Annotated in this window: 16 protein-coding genes; 8 read left to right on the plus strand and 8 right to left on the minus strand. The window is 73.7% G+C overall.

Going from position 1 to position 17,079, the window contains the following annotated elements:
- Positions 1–83 precede the first annotated feature (83 nt).
- Positions 84–923 (plus strand): LLM class F420-dependent oxidoreductase, encoded by an 840-nt coding sequence (locus tag ACLJPY_RS26440; protein ID WP_410592384.1) that lies wholly within the window; start codon positions 84–86, stop codon positions 921–923.
- Positions 924–959: 36 nt separating this feature from the next.
- Here the strand turns inward: ACLJPY_RS26440 and ACLJPY_RS26445 are convergent, their stop codons facing one another.
- Positions 960–1,178: a hypothetical protein gene (locus tag ACLJPY_RS26445; RefSeq protein ID WP_410592386.1), complete on the minus strand. Its 219-nt coding sequence runs from the start codon at positions 1,176–1,178 to the stop codon at positions 960–962.
- Positions 1,179–1,359: 181 nt separating this feature from the next.
- On the opposite strand from ACLJPY_RS26445, the gene ACLJPY_RS26450 reads away from it, so the two are divergent.
- The 4 genes from ACLJPY_RS26450 to ACLJPY_RS26465 are packed head-to-tail and all read left to right on the plus strand — an operon-like array spanning position 1,360 to position 5,080.
- Positions 1,360–2,769, plus strand: coding sequence for a DHA2 family efflux MFS transporter permease subunit (locus tag ACLJPY_RS26450; protein ID WP_410592387.1), 1,410 nt, complete (start codon positions 1,360–1,362; stop codon positions 2,767–2,769).
- Between the two features lie 4 nt (positions 2,770–2,773).
- Positions 2,774–3,553, plus strand: coding sequence for an isocitrate lyase/phosphoenolpyruvate mutase family protein (locus ACLJPY_RS26455; protein WP_410592388.1), 780 nt, complete (start codon positions 2,774–2,776; stop codon positions 3,551–3,553).
- Positions 3,531–4,103, plus strand: coding sequence for a maleylpyruvate isomerase N-terminal domain-containing protein (locus ACLJPY_RS26460; protein WP_410592389.1), 573 nt, complete (start codon positions 3,531–3,533; stop codon positions 4,101–4,103). Before ACLJPY_RS26455 ends, ACLJPY_RS26460 begins: the two co-directional genes overlap by 23 nt.
- Positions 4,100–5,080 (plus strand): RNA polymerase subunit sigma-70, encoded by a 981-nt coding sequence (locus ACLJPY_RS26465; RefSeq protein ID WP_410592390.1) that lies wholly within the window; start codon positions 4,100–4,102, stop codon positions 5,078–5,080. The genes ACLJPY_RS26460 and ACLJPY_RS26465 overlap by 4 nt, the downstream gene beginning before the upstream one ends.
- Before the next feature lie 267 nt (positions 5,081–5,347).
- On the opposite strand, the gene ACLJPY_RS26470 is transcribed toward ACLJPY_RS26465, so the two are convergent.
- Positions 5,348–6,271 (minus strand): TerC family protein, encoded by a 924-nt coding sequence (locus ACLJPY_RS26470; RefSeq protein WP_410592392.1) that lies wholly within the window; start codon positions 6,269–6,271, stop codon positions 5,348–5,350.
- A gap of 184 nt (positions 6,272–6,455) precedes the next feature.
- Between ACLJPY_RS26470 and ACLJPY_RS26475 the strand changes: the two genes are divergently transcribed.
- Positions 6,456–6,746, plus strand: coding sequence for a helix-turn-helix transcriptional regulator (locus tag ACLJPY_RS26475; protein ID WP_410592394.1), 291 nt, complete (start codon positions 6,456–6,458; stop codon positions 6,744–6,746).
- Between the two features lie 40 nt (positions 6,747–6,786).
- Here the strand turns inward: ACLJPY_RS26475 and ACLJPY_RS26480 are convergent, their stop codons facing one another.
- Positions 6,787–8,442: a glycoside hydrolase family 13 protein gene (locus ACLJPY_RS26480; RefSeq protein ID WP_410592396.1), complete on the minus strand. Its 1,656-nt coding sequence runs from the start codon at positions 8,440–8,442 to the stop codon at positions 6,787–6,789.
- Between the two features lie 38 nt (positions 8,443–8,480).
- On the opposite strand from ACLJPY_RS26480, the gene ACLJPY_RS26485 reads away from it, so the two are divergent.
- Together ACLJPY_RS26485 and ACLJPY_RS26490 are read left to right on the plus strand one after the other, a co-directional pair.
- On the plus strand, positions 8,481–9,425 hold the full coding sequence (locus tag ACLJPY_RS26485) for an RNA polymerase sigma-70 factor (protein ID WP_410592398.1): 945 nt from the start codon (positions 8,481–8,483) through the stop codon (positions 9,423–9,425).
- Positions 9,426–9,509: 84 nt separating this feature from the next.
- Complete coding sequence (locus tag ACLJPY_RS26490) at positions 9,510–10,682, plus strand: NAD(P)/FAD-dependent oxidoreductase (RefSeq protein ID WP_410592399.1); 1,173 nt, start codon at positions 9,510–9,512, stop codon at positions 10,680–10,682.
- A 163-nt stretch (positions 10,683–10,845) separates the two neighbouring features.
- On the opposite strand, the gene ACLJPY_RS26495 is transcribed toward ACLJPY_RS26490, so the two are convergent.
- From ACLJPY_RS26495 to ACLJPY_RS26515, 5 genes are all read right to left on the minus strand, one after another.
- Positions 10,846–12,783 (minus strand): DUF2264 domain-containing protein, encoded by a 1,938-nt coding sequence (locus ACLJPY_RS26495; RefSeq protein WP_410592400.1) that lies wholly within the window; start codon positions 12,781–12,783, stop codon positions 10,846–10,848.
- 91 nt (positions 12,784–12,874) lie between these two features.
- Positions 12,875–13,888, minus strand: coding sequence for a hydroxyacid dehydrogenase (locus ACLJPY_RS26500; protein WP_410592401.1), 1,014 nt, complete (start codon positions 13,886–13,888; stop codon positions 12,875–12,877).
- Complete coding sequence (locus ACLJPY_RS26505; RefSeq protein WP_410592483.1) at positions 13,885–14,694, minus strand: carbohydrate ABC transporter permease; 810 nt, start codon at positions 14,692–14,694, stop codon at positions 13,885–13,887. Before ACLJPY_RS26505 ends, ACLJPY_RS26500 begins: the two co-directional genes overlap by 4 nt.
- Before the next feature lie 41 nt (positions 14,695–14,735).
- Positions 14,736–15,668 (minus strand): carbohydrate ABC transporter permease, encoded by a 933-nt coding sequence (locus tag ACLJPY_RS26510; RefSeq protein WP_410592402.1) that lies wholly within the window; start codon positions 15,666–15,668, stop codon positions 14,736–14,738.
- Positions 15,668–16,981 (minus strand): ABC transporter substrate-binding protein, encoded by a 1,314-nt coding sequence (locus ACLJPY_RS26515; protein WP_410592404.1) that lies wholly within the window; start codon positions 16,979–16,981, stop codon positions 15,668–15,670. The genes ACLJPY_RS26510 and ACLJPY_RS26515 overlap by 1 nt, the downstream gene beginning before the upstream one ends.
- Positions 16,982–17,079 lie beyond the last annotated feature (98 nt).

Genomic DNA, 17,079 nt, shown 5'->3' on the forward strand with positions numbered 1-17,079 from the left:
CGTTACCGCCCACCACCGACAAAACCCGATCGCCGCCGGTCGGGCCGCTGTTCCGGAGCCGCTCCAGGGTTAGGGTGAAGATCATGCGATTCGCCATCAAGACCTCGCCCCAGAACACCGAATGGGCCGACATGCTCGCCGTGTGGCAGGCCGCGGACGAAATCGAGCTGTTCGAGTCCGGCTGGACGTTCGACCACTTCTACCCCATCTTCTCCGATTCGACCGGGCCCTGCCTCGAAGGCTGGGTGACGCTGACCGCGCTGGCGCAGGCGACCAAGCGGCTGCGGCTGGGCACGCTGGTCAGCGGCATCCACTACCGCCACCCCGCGCTGCTGGCGAACATGGCGGCGACGCTCGACATCGTCTCCGGCGGACGGCTGGAAATCGGGATCGGCGCCGGCTGGAACGAAGAGGAATCCGGCGCGTACGGCATGGAATTGGGCTCCGTGAAGGAGCGCAGCGACCGGTTCGAAGAAGCGTGCGAAGTCCTCGTCGGCCTGCTGACGCAGGAAACCACGACGTTCCGGGGCGAGCACTACCAGCTGACCGACGCCCGCTGCGAACCGAAGGGCGTGCAGCGCCCGCACCCGCCGATCTGCATCGGCGGCAGCGGCGAGAAGCGCACGCTGCGCACGACCGCGAAGTACGCCCAGCACTGGAACTTCGTCGGCGGCACGCCCGAGGAGTTCACCCGCAAGCGTGACGTGCTGCACCGCCACTGCGCGGACATCGGCCGCGACCCGGCCGAGATCATGCTGTCCTCGCACGTCCGCCTCGAACCGGACCTCGACTACGCGAAGGTCGCCGCCGAGGCCGCGGCGCTCGGGGAAGCGGGCTTGGACCTGGCGATCGTGTACCTGCCGCCGCCGCACACCCCGGCGGTGCTCGAGCCGCTGGCGAAGGCGCTCGAGCCGCTGCGCTGAGCCGCGCTCGGCGAGGGCCCGGGCGGCGGATCCGGCTCAGGCCGGGGCCAGCAGCCGGTCCAGCACGCCCGCCTTGACGTCGGCGACCAGGACTTCCAGCTGCGCCACGCTCATCTCGACCTGCTGGCCGAAGTCGTCGGTGATGACGATCCGGCGCTCGGCCGGTGCGTCGTCGGCGACGTGCAGTTCCGGGCAGCCGCAGTTGCACTGCCCGCAGAACGTCGCGATGTGCCGCCAGGTCCCGTTGGCCGTCATGGTCGCTCTCCTCGTCCGGTCGGTGCCCCTGGTCGAGTAGTCGGGCGCGGCCGCGGGCCGGTTCCCGGATTCAGCCGATCCGGTGACCCGCGGGCGCGAACACCGATTCCTTCCGGGCCCGCCCGGTGTCCATGTCTTCGGAAGCGGCGCGAAGCCGGTGACCGGAGGCAAGGAGACGCGAGTGCACACCAGGACTTCACCCATAGCGGTGACCCCGGCCGCGGGGCGGACGCGGCGAAGATGGGTGCTGGCGATCACCTCGGTGGCCTCGCTGATGGTCGTCCTCGACGCGCTGGTCGTGGCGACCGCGCTCACGGCGATCCGCAGCGACCTCGGCGCGTCGGTCACCGGACTCGAATGGACGGTCAACGCCTACGGCCTGAGCTTCGCCGTCCTGCTCATGACGGCGGCGGCAGCGGGGGACCGCTGGGGACGGCGCCGCGTCTTCGTGGCCGGGGTGACGCTCTTCGCGGTGGCGTCGCTGGTCTGCGCGATCGCCCCCGGCGTCGAAGTCCTGATCGCCGGACGGGTGCTGCAGGGCGCCGGGGCCGCGTTCGTCATGCCGCTCGCGCTCGCCCTGCTCGGGGCCGCCTTCCCGGCCGAGCTGCGGCCGAAGGCCCTCGGGGTCTTCGCGAGCGTCAGCGGGGCCGCGGTGGCCCTCGGCCCGCTGCTCGGCGGCGCCGTCGTGGCCGGCATCTCGTGGCCGTGGATCTTCTGGATCAACGTCCCGGTCGGTCTCGCGCTGGCGTACTTCGCGCTGACGCGGATCGAGGAGAGCCGCGGCCCCGACTCCGCCCTCGACGTCCCCGGCCTGGTGCTGGCCGGAGCCGGTTCCTTCGGCGTGGTGTGGGCACTGGCCCAGGGCAACTCGGCCGGCTGGACGAGCCCCGCGGTGCTGGGGCCGCTCGCGGCCGGGCTGGTGGCCTTCGGCGCGTTCGTGGCGTGGCAGCGGCGGGCCGCCCACCCGATGCTGCCGCTGCACCTGTTCCGCTCCCGCCGGTTCGCCGCCGGCAACGCCGTGATCTTCTTCCACTGGGCGTCCGCGCTGGGTGCGGTTTTCTTCATGGCCCAGTTCCTGCAGGCCGGCCTGGGGTACGGGCCGCCGGCCGCCGGGTTCGGGCTGGCGCCGTGGGGGCTGACGACGACGGTCGTCCCGCAGCTGGCGGGCCGGCTGGCCGGCCGGTTCGGCGAACGGCCGTTCATCGTCGCGGGGCTGGGGCTGCACGCCCTGGCCATGCTCTGGATCGCCGCGGTCGCCGGGCCCGCGACCGGCTACGGAACGCTCGTCGTGCCGCTCGTGCTGTCGGGCACCGGGATCGCGATGTGCCTGCCGGCGGCGCAGAGCGCGGTGCTGACGTCGGTCCCGCCGCGGTTGCTCGGCAAGGCCTCCGGGGCCTTCAGCGCGATGCGGCAGCTGGGCGGGGCGTTCGGCGTCGCGCTCCTGGTCGCCGGGTTCTCGCTTTCCGGCAGCTACGCCTCGAGTGCGGCGTTCTCCGCGGGGTTCACCGCGGCCGCCGTGGTCAGCGCCGTCCTCGCCGCGGCGGGTGCGCTGGCCGGTTCCGTCGTCCCCCGCCGCCGAATCGAGGAGTGAAGCGATGTCGAAAGCCGATCTGCTGCGCGAACTGCACCACGGGAAGCTGCTGGTGCTGCCGAACGCCTGGGACGAGGCGAGCGCCGAACTCGTGGTCGAAACGGGATTCCCGGTCGTGGCGACGTCCAGTGCCGCGGTCGCGGCCTCGCTGGGGCACGAGGACGGTGAACGGGCGCCCTGGCGGGAAATGTTCGCGGTGGTCGCGCGGATCGCCCGGGCCGTCCCCGTTCCGGTGACGGTGGACGCCGAGGCGGGCTACGGCCTGGAACCGGACCGGCTGGTGGCCGAGCTGCTGGCCGCCGGGGCGGTGGGCTGCAACCTCGAGGACACCGACCACCGGGCCGGGGGACTCGTGGACGCGGCGGCCCAGGCGGACCGCCTGGCCGGGGTCCGCGCGGCGGCCGACGCGGCCGGGGTGCCGCTGGTGCTCAACGCGCGGATCGACACCTTCCTGCCGCCCAGCGGGTTTTCCGGGGCCGAGCGGGTGGCCGAGGCGATCCGCCGCGGCCGGCTCTACCGCGAGGCGGGGGCGGACTGCAGCTACCCGATCGGGGTGTCGAGCGCGGCCGACCTCGCCCGGGTGGTGGCCGGCGTTCCGGGTCCGGTCAACGGGAACACGAGCGCGGAACTCGGGTTGGACACCCTGGCGTCAATGGGGGTCGTCAGGGTGTCCTTCGGGCCGCGGTTCCACCGCGCGGGGTGGGCGTCGATGCGCAGCGGCCTCGAAGAACTGCGCCGCGCGGCGGGGATGGAGGTGCCCGGTGCCTCGGCGGCCGGCCGATGAGGCGATGCTCGCGGCCGCGCTCGACTACGCCGTCGCTGCGGCGGCCGGTGTCCGCCTCGCGGACCTCGGCCGCCCGTCGGCGTGCGCCGAGTGGACCGTCGCCGAGGCGCTCACGCACCTCACGAGCTCCCTGTGCAGCGTGACGGCCGCCCTCGCCGCCGGCGCCGTGCCGCCGGCCGCGTCGCCGCGAAGCAGGCCGGTGACCGCCCGGACCGTCCGGCGCGACCTCGGCGCGGCCGCGGCCGCGCTCGGGGCCGCCGCCGGGGACCTGCGCGGCCGGCGCGCGGTCGCCGTCGGCGGGCTGCCGCTGCCGTGCCACCAGCTGATCGTCGTCGGTGCGCTCGAAGCCGCCGTCCACGGCTGGGACGCCAACCCGGCCGCGCCGATCCCCGGCGAGCTCGCCACCCGGTTGCTCGCCGAACTGCCGTCGGTGCTCGGCCGCGGCATCCGCCGTGGCCTGTTCGCCGAGCCCGTCGCCCTGCCGCCGGGGCGCCCGCCCGGTGTCCGGCTGCTGGCCGCGCTCGGGCGGGATGATCGACGATGTCCATGACGAACGAGGAGCGTGTGGTGTCTTCCCGTGAGGTGTCTTACGAGGAACGGCTGCGGGACGAGTTCGGCTCGCTGCGCCCGGCGCTGGTCGCGCACTGCTACCGGATGACCGGGTCCTACCAGGACGCCGAAGACGCCGTCCAGGAGACCTACCTCAAGGCCGTCCGCGGGGTGGACGCCTTCGAGGGGCGGTCGTCGCTCAAGACGTGGCTCTACCGGATCGCCACCAACACCTGCCTGACCGAGCTGAACCACCGCAGCCGCCGGGTGCTGCCGTCCGGGCTCGGCGCGCCGTCCGGCGATCCCTCGACGCCGGCGTTCGCCGACGACTCGGTCGCGTGGCTGGAACCGCTGCCCGACGCCGTGCTCGGCGACCCGGGCGAGGTCGTCGTCCGGCGCGAGTCCGTCCGGCTCGCGCTCGTCGCCGCGCTGCAGCACCTGCCGGCGCGGCAACGCGCGGCGTTCCTGCTGCGCGAGGTCCTGTCGTGGTCGGCCGCCGAGATCGCGGACGTGCTCGGCCTGAGCGTGCCCGCGGTGAAGAGCCTCCTGCAGCGGGCCCGCGCCCGGCTCGACGAACTCGACCTGGACGACCGGCCGCCGCCGGGCCCGGCGGACGAGCGCGCGCTGCTCGACCGCTACATCGCGGCGTTCCAAGCCGAGGACACCGCGGCGCTGCGGGCGGTCATCCAGGACGACTTCAGCCTCGAAGCCGTGCCGCACCCGGTGTGGTTCCGGGGCGTGGCCGTGTGCCTGCCGTTCCTGGAGCGCGCGTTCGCGGCCCCGGGCGGCGCGGCCCGGCTGCTGCCCACCCGCGCGAACGGCCAGCCGGCCGCGGGCAGCTACCGGCTCGGCGACGACGGCGTCCGGCGGGCCGACGGGCTGTGGGTGCTCACGGTGACCGGCGGGCGGTTTTCCCGTGCGGTCAAGTTCCACGGTCCGGGGCTGGTGACGGCGGCGGGGCTGCCGGGCCGCCTCTAGCACCGGGACACGGCGAGTTCCTGGCGGCGGGTGAGGCGGTCACGGGAACTCCTGGATTGGCGCATCACGCGCGCCGGAAGGCCTGCCGGGCAAGGAAAGGGCGGTGGCCGGGCCGGGTTTGCGGCGGTGTGCGGCCGATGGCTCGCCGGTCGCGCAGCGAGCCGGGCCGGGCTCACCCCGCGCAGGCCTTGGTCACCGCCGCCACGCCGCAGCCGGTCAGGGTCAGCAGGAGTCCGCCGGCGAGGGCCGTCGTGATCGGGCGCATCGTCATTCCTTCCGGGACACGGCCGAGGTCTTGAGCAGGCTGGCGGTGACCGCCGTCGCGAGGATCGCGCCGACCACGCCGAGCGAGAGCGCCGTCGGGATCTTCCAGACGTCCAGCAGCAGCATCTTCACGCCGACCCAGACCAGCACCAGCGCCAAGCCGAGCTTCAGGTAGACGAACCGGTGCATGACGTCGGCGAGCAGGAAGTACATCGCCCGCAGGCCCAGCACCGCGAACGCGTTGGACGTGAACACGAGGAACGGTTCCTGGGTGACCGCGAAGATCGCCGGGATCGAGTCGACCGCGAAGACGACGTCGGTCACCTCGATCAGCACCAGCACCGCCAGCAGCGGCGTGGCCACCCAACGGCCGGCCTGCCGCACCAGGAACTTGCCGCCGCGGTCGCCGTCGGTGGTCGGGACGAGCCGGCGGAACACCCGCAGCACCGGGTTGCGCTCGTAGTCGGCCGTGCCGTCCCGGTGCAGCGCCATCCGCACGCCGGTGACGACCAGGAACGCCCCGAAGACGTAGAGGATCCAGGCGAAGCTCGCGATCAGCGCCGAGCCCGCGGCGATGAACACCGCCCGGAAGACCAGGGCGCCCACCACGCCGTAGAACAGGATCCGGTGCTGGTGCTCGCGGGGGACGGCGAAGTAGCCGAAGATGATCGCGAACACGAAGACGTTGTCGACGGCCAGTGACTTCTCGATGACGTACCCGGCGAAGTACTGGCCCGCGAACTCCGCGCCCCAGACCCACCAGACGACGGCGCCGAAGGCGAGCCCGAGCACCACCCAGGCACCGGACCAGGCCAGCGCCGATTTGACGCCGACGACGGGGGCCCGGCGGTGGGCCGCCAGGTCGATCGCGAGCATGGCCAGGATGACGCCGAGCACAGCGGCCCAGGCCCACAACGGAACGGTCACGACACACTCCTCCGGTTCGGTGACGAACCGGAGGTCTCCCCGGTCACCCGAAGGTGACGCCGGCACCGGACTGCACTGGGGCAGCCGGATTGACGATGCCGGACCGGGCGGGTACTCCCCTCCGCTCCTCCAGAATGACGAACTGCACTTCGTCTGTCAAGTTCGGACGTCTACTGTGGCCGGTATGGCTTCGTGGACGTTCCTCAGCAACCACGCGCACGTCCTGCTGTGCGTGGCCGCGGATCCGGACCGGACGCTGCACGACATCGCCGAGCGGGTGGGGATCACCGAACGCGGGGTGCAGCTGATCCTCGCGGACCTGATCGCGGAGGGCTACCTCGAGCGCGAGCGCGTCGGGCGGCGCAACCACTACAAGATCCACCCGGAAGGCCGGCTGCGCCACCCGCTGGAGGCGCACCACCGGGTGGCCGACCTGGTCGCCGCGCTCGGCGTCGAACCGTCGGCCCCGGCGTGAAAACCCGGGCGGCGTACCGGTTTCCCGGCCGCCGCCGTGCTCACTCGCCGTCCGGCTCCGAAACGAACCACGCCGCCGCATCCCCCGGCACGCCGTCCGCCGCGGCGCTGCCCAGCACGACTTCTCCCCACGCGGCCGGCGCGGTGAACGGCGTGCTCCCGGTGTTGACCGCGCACACCAGCGCGCCGCGCCGGAACGCGAGCACCGCGTCTTCCCCCGTCTCCAGCCACTCCACCGGACCCGGGCGCCCGAGGCCCCGCGCCCGCCGCAACGCGACGGCCCGGCGGTACAGGTGCAGTGTCGACTTGTCGTCCTTCTCCTGGACGTCGGCGGCGTACCGGGCGAACCACGCCGGCTGCGGCAGCCACGGCGTCCCCGTGCCGAACCCGAACGCCGGGGCGTCCGCGGTCCACGGCAGCGGGACCCGGCAGCCGTCGCGGCCCTTCTCGCGACCGCCCGTGCGGTGGAACACCGGGTCCTGGCGGGCTTCGTCCGGGAGGTCCTGGACCTCCGGCAGGCCCAGTTCTTCGCCCTGGTACAGGAACACCGAACCGGGGAGGGCCAGCACCAGCAGCAGCGCCGCGCGGGCCCGGCGCTCGCCGAGGTCCGCGTCGACTTCGCCGCGCGGCCGCATCAGGGCCGCGAACGCGTCGTTGCTGGCCGGGGCCGGCTCCGGGCGGACGATGCCGTAGCGCGTGACCGCCCGGTGGACGTCGTGGTTGGCCAGCGTCCACGCCGCCGGGGCGCCGTGCACCGCCGTGCGGGCCGTGGCGCGGCCGATCGCCGCGCGCAGCGCCCGCGCCTCCCACGGCTGGACCAGCAGGTCGAACGAGAACGCCTGGTGCAGCTCGTCGGGGCGCAGGTAGCGGTCCAGGTCGGCCGGGTCCGGCACCCAGACTTCGCCGACGAGCAGCAGGTCGCGCTCCGGGCCGTAGCCGGCGGCGAGCGCGTGCCAGCGGCGGAAGATGTCGTGCACCTCCGGCCGGTTCCAGCTGTAGGCGTTGTAGCTGCCCTCGGCCGGGTCCCAGTCGCGCAGGGCCGCGTCCTTGACCAGCCCGTGGCAGACGTCGATGCGGAACCCGTCCACGCCGCGGTCGAACCAGAACCGCAGGACGTCGTCGAAGTAGGCCAGGACTTGCGGGTTGCGCCAGTCGAAGTCCGGCTGCTCGCGGGTGAACAGGTGCAGGTACCACTGCCCGGGCGTGCCGTCGGCCTCGGTGACGCGGGTCCACGCCGGGCCGCCGAAGACCGACTGCCAGTTGTTGGGCGGCTCGTCGCCCCGGCCGTCGCGGAAGACGAACCGCGCGCGCTCGGGCGAGCCGGGGCCCGCGGCCAGGGCCGCGGCGAACCACGGGTGCCGGTCCGAGCAGTGGTTGGGCACCAGGTCCATCAGGATGCGCAGCCCGCGGTCGTGGGCCTCGGCGACCAGGCGGTCGAACGTCTCGAGGCTGCCGTACTCCGGGTTGACGCCGTGGTAGTCGGCGATGTCGTAGCCGTGGTCCGCCTGCGGCGAGGGGTAGCAGGGGTTGAGCCAGATCGCGTCGGCCCCGAGCCCGGCGATGTGCTCCAGCCTGCCGATCACCCCGCCGAGGTCGCCGACGCCGTCCCCGTCGCTGTCGGCGAACGAGCGGACGTAGAGCTGGTAGACCACCGCGTCGTCCCAGAACGACCGCGGGCGGGGTGAAGTGGAAGACACTCCCGGATCTTCGCACGCGCGGGTGGTTGACTGACGACATGTCGGTCGCCGTGCACGAGGTCGAGGTGTTCGAAAGCGCCAGGGCGAGGCTGGAGGCCATCGCCTACCGCCTGCTGGGCTCGGCCAGCGACGCCGAGGACGCGGTGCAGGACACCTTCCTGCGCTGGCAGTCCGCCGACCGGGAGCGCATCGGGACGCCCGAGGCGTGGCTGACGAAGGTGCTCACCAACCTCTGCCTCAACCGGCTCACGTCGGCGCGGGCGCGCCGGGAGACCTACGTCGGCCAGTGGCTGCCGGAGCCCGTCCTCGCCGGGGACCGGATGCTCGGCCCGTCCGACACGGTCGAACAGCGGGAATCCGTCTCGATCGCGATGCTGACGCTGATGGAGCGGCTCTCGGCGAAGGAACGCGCCGTCTACGTGCTGCGCGAGGCGTTCGGGTACGCCCACGCCGAGATCGCCGAGGTGCTCGACCTCACCGAGGCGAACTGCCAGCAGATCCACCGGCGGGCCAAGCAGCACCTGGCCGCCGACCGGCGGCGGGTCGAGGTGGACGCGGCGGCCGCGCGCAAGATCGTCGAAGAGTTCCTCGCCGCGGCGCTCAGCGGCCGCACCGAGTCGCTCGTGAAGCTGCTGACCGACGACGTCGTCAGCGTCGGTGACGGCGGTGGTGTCCTCTTCTCGCTGCCGCGGCCGGTCACCGGGGTGGTCCGGGTGGCGCGGTTCCTGCGCGGGCTGTTCGAGCCCAGCGAAGCCAAGTGGGCGATGATCGGCGGCCGGCCCGTGCTGCACGCCGCGGTCGTCAACGGCGGGCCCGCGCTGGTGCTCGTCGTCGACGGCCGGGTCGCCGGGATCGTCACGCTGGACGTGACGACCGAGGGCATCGCGGCCGTGCACGCCCAGGTGAACCCGGCCAAGCTCGAACGCGCGGCCGTCCGGTGGGACGCCGTCGAGCACGCGGAGCCGCTGCCCGACGTTTGGTGACTCAGGTCACAGCCGGGACCTGTCAGGTTTCCGGTCGCTGCCCGGTTCAGGAGGCACACACCGAACCGGACAGGAGGCAAACCAATGAAGCACCGCATCGTCGTCCTCGGCGCCGGGTACGCCGGAGCCAACGCCGCCGCGCGTCTCGCCAAGCGGCTGCACCCGGCCGACACCGAGATCACCCTCGTCAACGCCGATCCCGAGTTCGTCGAACGCGTCCGGATGCACCAGCTGGCGACCGGCCAGGACCTCAAGCCCCGCCCGCTGGCCGAGCTCTTCGCCGGCACCGGCGTGCAGGTGCGGATCGCGCGGGTCGCCGCCGTCGACGCCGACGGCAAGACCGTCGCCCTCGACGGCGGCGACGAGCTCGGCTACGACACGCTCGTCTACGCCCTCGGCAGCACGGCCGCCGAAAGCGGCGTTCCCGGGGTGGCCGAGCACGCGCACCACCTCGCCGGCAAGGCCGCCGCGCTGCGGCTGCGGGCGCGGCTGGCCGAGCTGCCCGCGGGCGGGACCGTCCTCGTCGCCGGCGGCGGCCTCACCGGCATCGAAGCCGCCACCGAAATCGCCGACGCGCGCCCGGACCTCGAGGTCGCGCTCGCCACCCGCGGCGGCCTCGGCGACTGGCTGAGCGAAAAGGCGCGAACCCACCTGCGGAAGGCGTTCGACCGGCTCGGCATCACCGTGCACGAGAACACCGGCATCACGGCGGTCGAGCCGGCCGCCGTGGTCCTCGACGGCGGCGCGCGGCTCCCGGCCGAGGTGACCGTCTGGACGGCCGGGTTCGCCGTCCACCCGATCGCCGCGGCCACGACGCTCACGGTTTCGGAGACCGGGCGGATCGTCGTCGACGAGACGATGCGGTCGGTCTCGCACCCCGACGTCTACGCCGTCGGCGACGCCGCGCTCGCCCCGGGGGCGAACGGCCTGCCGCTGCGGATGTCCTGCGCCTCGGGCGTCCCGTCGGCCTACCAGGCGGCCGACGTCATCGCCGCCCGCCTGACCGGCCGCGCGGTCCCGGAGAACAAGATCGGCTACACCGCCCAGTGCATCAGCCTCGGCCGCCGCAACGCGGTCGTGCAGTGGGTGACCCCGGACGACCGCCCGAAGCCGTCCGCGGTCACCGGCAAGCCGGCCGCCCGCCTCAAGGAGATGATCTGCCGGAGCGCGGCGTGGAGCGTCACCCACCCGACCGCGATGGCCCCGGCCCGGCGCCGTCACGTCGTCCCGGCCGAAACCCCGCTCGCGGCCGCCTGACCGGCCCGCCACGGGCAGCACGCGTGATCCGGCGGGCATCACCCGTGACTGGAGGGGCATCACCCGTGACTGGAGGGGCATCACGCGTGATTGAGCGGGCATCGCCGTGATGCCCCTCGGATCACGCGAGATTCCCCTCGGATCACGCGTGATGCCTGCCGGATCACGGGTGGTGCCCCGCGGCGGGCAGGGCGACTTCGGCGGTGACGCCGTCGGGCCACGTCAGGGTGGCGGTGCGGCCGTCGGCCGCGATCGTCAGGGCGGGGTCGGGTTCGTCCGGGCCGCCGCGGTCCAGGACCACCACCGCGGCGAGCACCGCGCCCGGTTCCGGGGCGCTTTCGGTGGCCACGAACGGGATCGCGGTCCACTCGCCCAGCGGCGAGGTGCCGGACTCGACCGCCACGTCCGCCGTGGTGAAGCCGCGCAGGGGCCGGACCGCCGACCGGAGGTCCGGCGTCCGCGCGGTGGCGGCGCCGGCTTCGGTCAGCGGGCGGGTGGCGGCCGACACCGGCCAGCCGCTGAGGCGCAGCGAACGGACCGGGACGTCGGCGGCGTCCAGGCGCGCGAAGCGCACCTCGATGCCGCCCCGCACCACGGAAACCACCGTCAGCACCGGCCCCGGCACCACCGGGCCGCGGCGGCCGGCGCCGTGGTCGGGGGAATCGTCGGCCGCCGTGTCGACCCAGCGGACCCGGCCCTGCGACGCCGCGGCCAGCACCCCGCCCGGCAGCTCCGTCGCGTAGCACGCCGAGAAGCCCGCCCGGTGGCTCGCCCGCCCTTCGGCGTCCAGCACGACCACCGTGTTGTCGGGAACGGCACCCCGCGGCGGCATCGTGGCCGTGGAGTAGCCCAGCCGGGCGTAGAGCGGCGAGTCGGCGCGCGGGTCGCCGGGGCGGGCGTGGTCCGTGCCGTGGTTGACCACCAGCGCGATGCCGTCGCGACGCCGTCCCGAAACCAGCCAGCCCGGCGCGGTGACGACCCGGGAGACGTCCCCCGTCTCGATCGGGAGCGGCTGCTCGACGTCCGTCCACACGGGATGGTGCGCGGGCAGCGCGAGGCCCAGCAGGCCTTTCGCCGCCCAGTACGGCGAACCGGGACCGGAGTACGCCTGGCGCATCGCGGGCCAGGCGTGGTGCCAGCCGAGGGAGAGCAGGCCGTCACCGGAGCCGCAGCCGTGGCCGGCGAAGTGCCGCACCATCCCGCCCGCCACCCGGCGCGTCAAGCCGGGGGACAGCGGCGAGGTCCCGGTGACCGCGCCCACCCAGAACGGCGCCGCGGCGGCGAAGCGGTAGACGAGGCTGCGGCCCTGCAGCAGCGGCGAGCCGTCGCTGCCCACCAGCCGGACGGCGTCCTCGAGGTACTGCCGCAGGTCCGCCGCCCACTGCAGCCGCAAGGAACCGGGGCACAGGGTGCCGGTGACGTCGAACAGGTGCGTCCACAGCAGCGGGTACAGGTGCAGGGCCCAGCCGGTGTAGTGGTCGTAGGCGCGCTCGTCGCCGTCGCTGACCCAGCCGCCCGGCCGCCGCAGCGACGCGTGCACGGCGAGGTCCTCCTCGACGTCCGCCGCCGACCACGGCCCGCCCGCCTCGCGCAGGAAGGACTCCACGACGATCCGGAACCACACCCAGTTGATCGGTGGGTAGGGCTGCCCGATCACCGTCGCGAACCAGGCGACGACCCGGTCGCGGACGGCGTCGTCCAGGCGGTCCCACAGCCACGGCCGGGTCAGCTGCAGCACCAGCGCGATCGACGCGGCCTCCACTTTGGCCTGGCCGAGCTCGTCGGGCCGCGGCCACGCCTCGGGTGACGCCGGATCGGTGCCGGCGGCCAGCCCGCGCGCGTAGTGCTCGAGCAACCCGCCCGGATCCGCGCCGCCCTCCCCGGCGATGCGGAACCCGGCGAGCAGGAAGGTCCGGGCGAACCCTTCGAGACCGTCGGAGGCCCGGCCGTTGCGGCTGGCCGGGCCGGGCAGGTCGATCCGCGCACCCGTCGGCGAGCGGTACCGGCCGGCCGCGGTCAGCAACCGGTCCGCCAGTGCGGCGTAGTGCTCGCGGGTCCAGCCGGTGTACGGCGACAGCCGCCGGTCTTCGACGGCGGTCACGTCCGTGCCGCCGGGGAGAGCCGGGTCGCCGCGGCGATTTCGACGGCGGCCCTGCGCGGACCGGGCAGGCGCGGGGTCTCTCGGGTGGCGATCATGCCTGCACCGCCAGGGAATGCCGGGTCACCGGAGCCCGGGGCGGCAGGCCCGCGGCGTAGCGCTCGAGCTCGCCCAGCGCCTCGGCGCTCATCCGGCGGGTCTCCGCGCCCAGCGAGCCCGCCACGTGCGGGGTCAGCACCACGTTGGGCAGCGCGTAGAGCGGCGAGCCCGCGGGCAGCGGCTCGGGCTCGGTGACGTCCAGGACGGCGTGCAGGCCGTCGGCGGTGCAGGCGTGTTCGAGGGCCGCGGTGTCGACCAGCGCGCCCCGCGCGGTGTTGACCAGCACCGCGCCGGGCGGCAGGGCGGCCAGCTCGGCGGCGCCGATCATGTGCCGCGTCTGCGGCAGCGAGGGTGCGTGCAGGCTCAGCACGTCCGCCTGGGGCAGTGCTTCGCCCAGTGACGCGGGCTCGGCCCCGGCCGCCCGGACCTCGGCCGGGTCGATCACCGGGTCGACGACGAGCACGCGGGCCAGGTCCAGCAGCCGCAGGAGGGCGGCGACGCGGCGGCCGACGCGGGAAAACCCGACCAGGACCACCGTCCGGTCGCGGCCGGACAGTTCGCCCCGCCGGTCGCGGTAGCTCCAGTCCTCGCGGAACCGCCGGGCGTCGGCGGCCAGGAACGGCACCTTCTTGAACGCCCACAGGATCGCGCCCAGCGTGTACTGCGCCACCGGTTCGGCGTTGGCGTCGGCGGCCGTGGTGACCAGCAGGCCCCGGTCGAAGACCGCCGCGCCGACGTGGTCGCGGACGCTGCCCGCCGCGTGCAGCACCGCCCGCAGGTGCGGTGCGGCCCGCAGGACCGCGTCGTCGAGCGGGGGACAGCCCCACGACGTGATCAGCACCTCCACCTCGGCCAGCCGCGCGCGCACCGGCGCCGAGGCGAGTTCGTCGGTGCCCAGCGGCTCGCCCAGCCGGGCCGTGGCGCGCAGCCGGGCCAGTTCCGCGGGCCCGAACTGCACCGCCATCGTGTCCCGCGCCATCACGAGCAGGGTCTCCGGGCGGCGGGTCACTTGACGCTGCCCGCCGCCAGCCCGGACCGCCATTGCCGGTGCAGCAGCACGAACGCCACGGCCAGCGGCAGCACCGCCAGCAGCGAGCCGGTGATGACGAGCGGGTTGTACTGCGGGAACTGGGTCACGCGCGTGCTCCACTGGTAGAGGCCGAGGCTCATCGGGAACAGCTTCGGGTCGGTCAGCATCACCAGCGGCAGGAAGAAGTTGTTCCAGATCCCCACGAACTGGAACAGGAAGATCGTGACCAGCCCCGGCCGCATCATCGGCAGCCCGATGGTGAAGAACGTCCGCAGCTCGCCCGCGCCGTCGGTCCGGGCCGCTTCCAGTACCTCGCCGGGCACCGCGGCCTCGGCGTAGACGCGGGCGAGGTAGACGCCGAAGGGGTTGGTGAGCAACGGGACGAACACCGCCCAGAAGGTCCCGACGACCTCCAGCTGCGACGCGAGCAGGTAGAGCGGCAGCGCGAGCGCGGTGGTCGGCACGAGGACCCCGGTCAGCGTCACCGCGAACAGCGCGCGGCGGCCCGGGAAGTCGAGCTTGGCGATCGCGTACCCGCAGGCGGCGCAGATCAGCGAGCCGAGCACCGCGCCGAGGCCCGCGTAGAGCAGCGAGTTGCGGATCCAGGCGAGGAAGACACCGTTCTCCTGGGTGAACAGCGCGCTGAGGTTGGCGCCCAGGGTGAACTGCCCGAACTCGAACGCGCCGGTCGTCGAGAAGTCGCCGACGGACTTGGTGGCCGAGGTGACCAGCCAGACCAGCGGCAGGACCGCGTACAGCGCGGCCAGCACCAGCAGGACGTGCACGACCGTGCGGGACGTCCACCTCGAACCAGCAGGGGACAGGGTCACCGGGACCTCCGGTTCGACAGGCGCATGACCAGCGCCGAGAGCAGGGCGGACACCAGGGCCAGCAGCACGGACGCGGCGGCGGCGCGGCCGTAGTCGTTGGCGATGAACGCGGCTTCGTACACATACAGGCTGGGAGACCACGTGCTCGTCACCGAACCGGTGAACCCGCGCAGCACCAGGGGTTCGGTGAACAACTGGAGGGAACCGATGACGGTGAAGACGAGGGCGACGAAGACCGTCGGCCGGATCATCGGGACCTTGACCGACCACGCCGTGCGCAAGCCCCCGGCGCCGTCGGCGCGCGCGGCTTCGAGCACGTCACGCGGGACGGCCTGCAGCGCGGTGTAGAAGATGATCATGTTGTAGCCGACCCACTGCCAGGTCGCGATGTTGACGATCGAGGGCAGGATGCCGCTCTTGCCCAGCGGGTCGAGCGGCAAAAGCGCGGTGAGCCCGGAATTCGGGCTGTACAGGTAGGCCCAGACGAGCCCGGTGATCACCGTCGGCACCGCGTAGGGCAGGAAGACGGCCAGTGACCACAGGCGCTTGAGCCGCACGACGGCGGAATCGATCAGCAGGGCCAGCAAGAGCGCCAGGCCGAGCATGACCGGGATGTGCACCAGCACGAACAGGGCCACGTTGGCGAGACTCGCGTGGAACGCGCTGTCGGACAGCACGTCGGCGTAGTTGCCGAGCGCGATGAAGGCCTGCGTCGGGCCCGAGAACCCCAGTCCGGACAGGCGATCGGTGAACAGGCTCAGGTAGAGCGCGTACGCGATCGGGACGAGGACGGTGGCGGTCAGCAGGAGCGCGAACGGCGCCGCCAGCACGAGACCGGCGCGCCCGCGGCCACGGCGGCTCCGCTCCGGGACGCCGGACCGCGACCGCGCCGGAACGTCCGTCGCGCGTTCGGGAGTGAGGACGGTCATCAGGCTTTCCCTTCCCGCACGGTCAATCCCCGCTCGCGCAGCTCGGCGACGACGCCGGCCTGCGTCTGCCGGACGGCGGCGGCGAGCGTCGTACCGCCCGTCTTCACCCCGCCCATCCGGTCCACGACGGTGGAGAACGTCCGCAGCGCGTCCGGGCCCCAGGTCCAGTCCGGTACGCGCCGGGCGGCTTCGTCGAGCACGTCGTACACCGGATCGCCGAGGAAGTAGCCGCCCCGGTAGGCCTTCCGGGCGATCTCCCGGCTCGGCAGGTACGCCGGGAACGGGGTGGTGAACGTGGTGCCGATCTTCGCGACGGCCGGGTCGGTGCTCAGCCAGCGCAGGAACTCCACGGCCGCGGCCGGCACCTTGCTCTCGGCGGAAACGGCGAAGGCGCTGCCGCCCTGGACGCCGTTGGCCGGGACGCCGTCCCAGGTCGGCATGGTGGTGACCGCCCACCGCTGCTTGTCCTCGGGGATGGATTTGACCAGCGAGCCGACGCTCCAGGACGCGCCGAGCAGGCCCCACAGCCGTCCGGTGTGCATCGCCCCGATCCAGTCCTGGTCGCCGGTCGGCGCGGTGGCGACCAGGCCGTCGCGGATCATGCCCTGCCAGTAGTCCGCGGTGCGGAGGGTGCCGGGGCCGTCGATGTCGACCCGCCACGAGCCGCCGTCGACCGACCACCACGGATCGCCGGCCTGCCAGCACATCCCGGCGAAGAACGAGCCGTCGTTGAGCGGGAACGTCGTCACGTGCGCCGCCGGGTCGGCCTGCCGCACGGCCTGCGCGGCGGTGCGGAAGCCGTCCCACGTGCGCGGGACGGCGATGCCGTGGCGGTCGAAGAGGTCCTTGCGGTAGTAGAGCACCATCGGGGCGAGGTCCATCGGGACCGCCCAGGTGCGGCCGCCGGGCCGCACGCCCCGCCAGGCGGCGGGGGAGTAGCCGGGCTCGAGGTCCGCGAGGTCGCCGGTGAGGTCGCGCAGGCCGCCGGTGGTGAGCAGCTGCGGCAGGCCCTGGTACTCGGCGTGCAGGATGTCCGGGGCGTTGTGGGCGCGCAGGGCGTTGGCCTGCTGGGCGTAACCGCCCTTGAGGCCGGACGCGATCACGTCGAGCTCCACCGAGATACCGGGGTGGGCGGCGTTGAACGCGGCGACGTACTTGTCCATGCCGGTCAGCCACGACCAGAGCGTCACGCGGGTGGCGCCGGAGGCCGTCGTCGTCGACGCGCAGCCGCCGAGCAGCCCGCCGGCCGCGAGCCCGGCCGTGGCCGAAAGGAACGTCCGGCGGCCGAGTTCCGCCGATCCCCGAAGCGTCATTGCTCCTCCGTCGAAGTGATGGCTGTCACTGTCGGGCTGTGCCATAGTGCGAGTCAACAATTCTTGTCAAAACCGATCAGAAACGATCAGGACCGAAG

It is taken from the genome of Amycolatopsis sp. lyj-23 (assembly GCF_046549135.1).
In the GTDB taxonomy this organism is placed as follows: domain Bacteria; phylum Actinomycetota; class Actinomycetes; order Mycobacteriales; family Pseudonocardiaceae; genus Amycolatopsis.

Coding starts and splice junctions, on each gene's coding strand:
- ACLJPY_RS26475 (WP_410592394.1), top strand. CDS start 6,456: ATGGCTTCGTGGACGTTCCTCAGCAACCACGCGCACGTCCTGCTGTGC.
- ACLJPY_RS26490 (WP_410592399.1), top strand. CDS start 9,510: ATGAAGCACCGCATCGTCGTCCTCGGCGCCGGGTACGCCGGAGCCAAC.
- ACLJPY_RS26440 (WP_410592384.1), top strand. CDS start 84: ATGCGATTCGCCATCAAGACCTCGCCCCAGAACACCGAATGGGCCGAC.
- ACLJPY_RS26455 (WP_410592388.1), top strand. CDS start 2,774: ATGTCGAAAGCCGATCTGCTGCGCGAACTGCACCACGGGAAGCTGCTG.
- ACLJPY_RS26485 (WP_410592398.1), top strand. CDS start 8,481: ATGTCGGTCGCCGTGCACGAGGTCGAGGTGTTCGAAAGCGCCAGGGCG.
- ACLJPY_RS26515 (WP_410592404.1), bottom strand. CDS start 16,981: ATGACGCTTCGGGGATCGGCGGAACTCGGCCGCCGGACGTTCCTTTCG.
- ACLJPY_RS26510 (WP_410592402.1), bottom strand. CDS start 15,668: ATGACCGTCCTCACTCCCGAACGCGCGACGGACGTTCCGGCGCGGTCG.
- ACLJPY_RS26445 (WP_410592386.1), bottom strand. CDS start 1,178: ATGACGGCCAACGGGACCTGGCGGCACATCGCGACGTTCTGCGGGCAG.
- ACLJPY_RS26465 (WP_410592390.1), top strand. CDS start 4,100: ATGACGAACGAGGAGCGTGTGGTGTCTTCCCGTGAGGTGTCTTACGAG.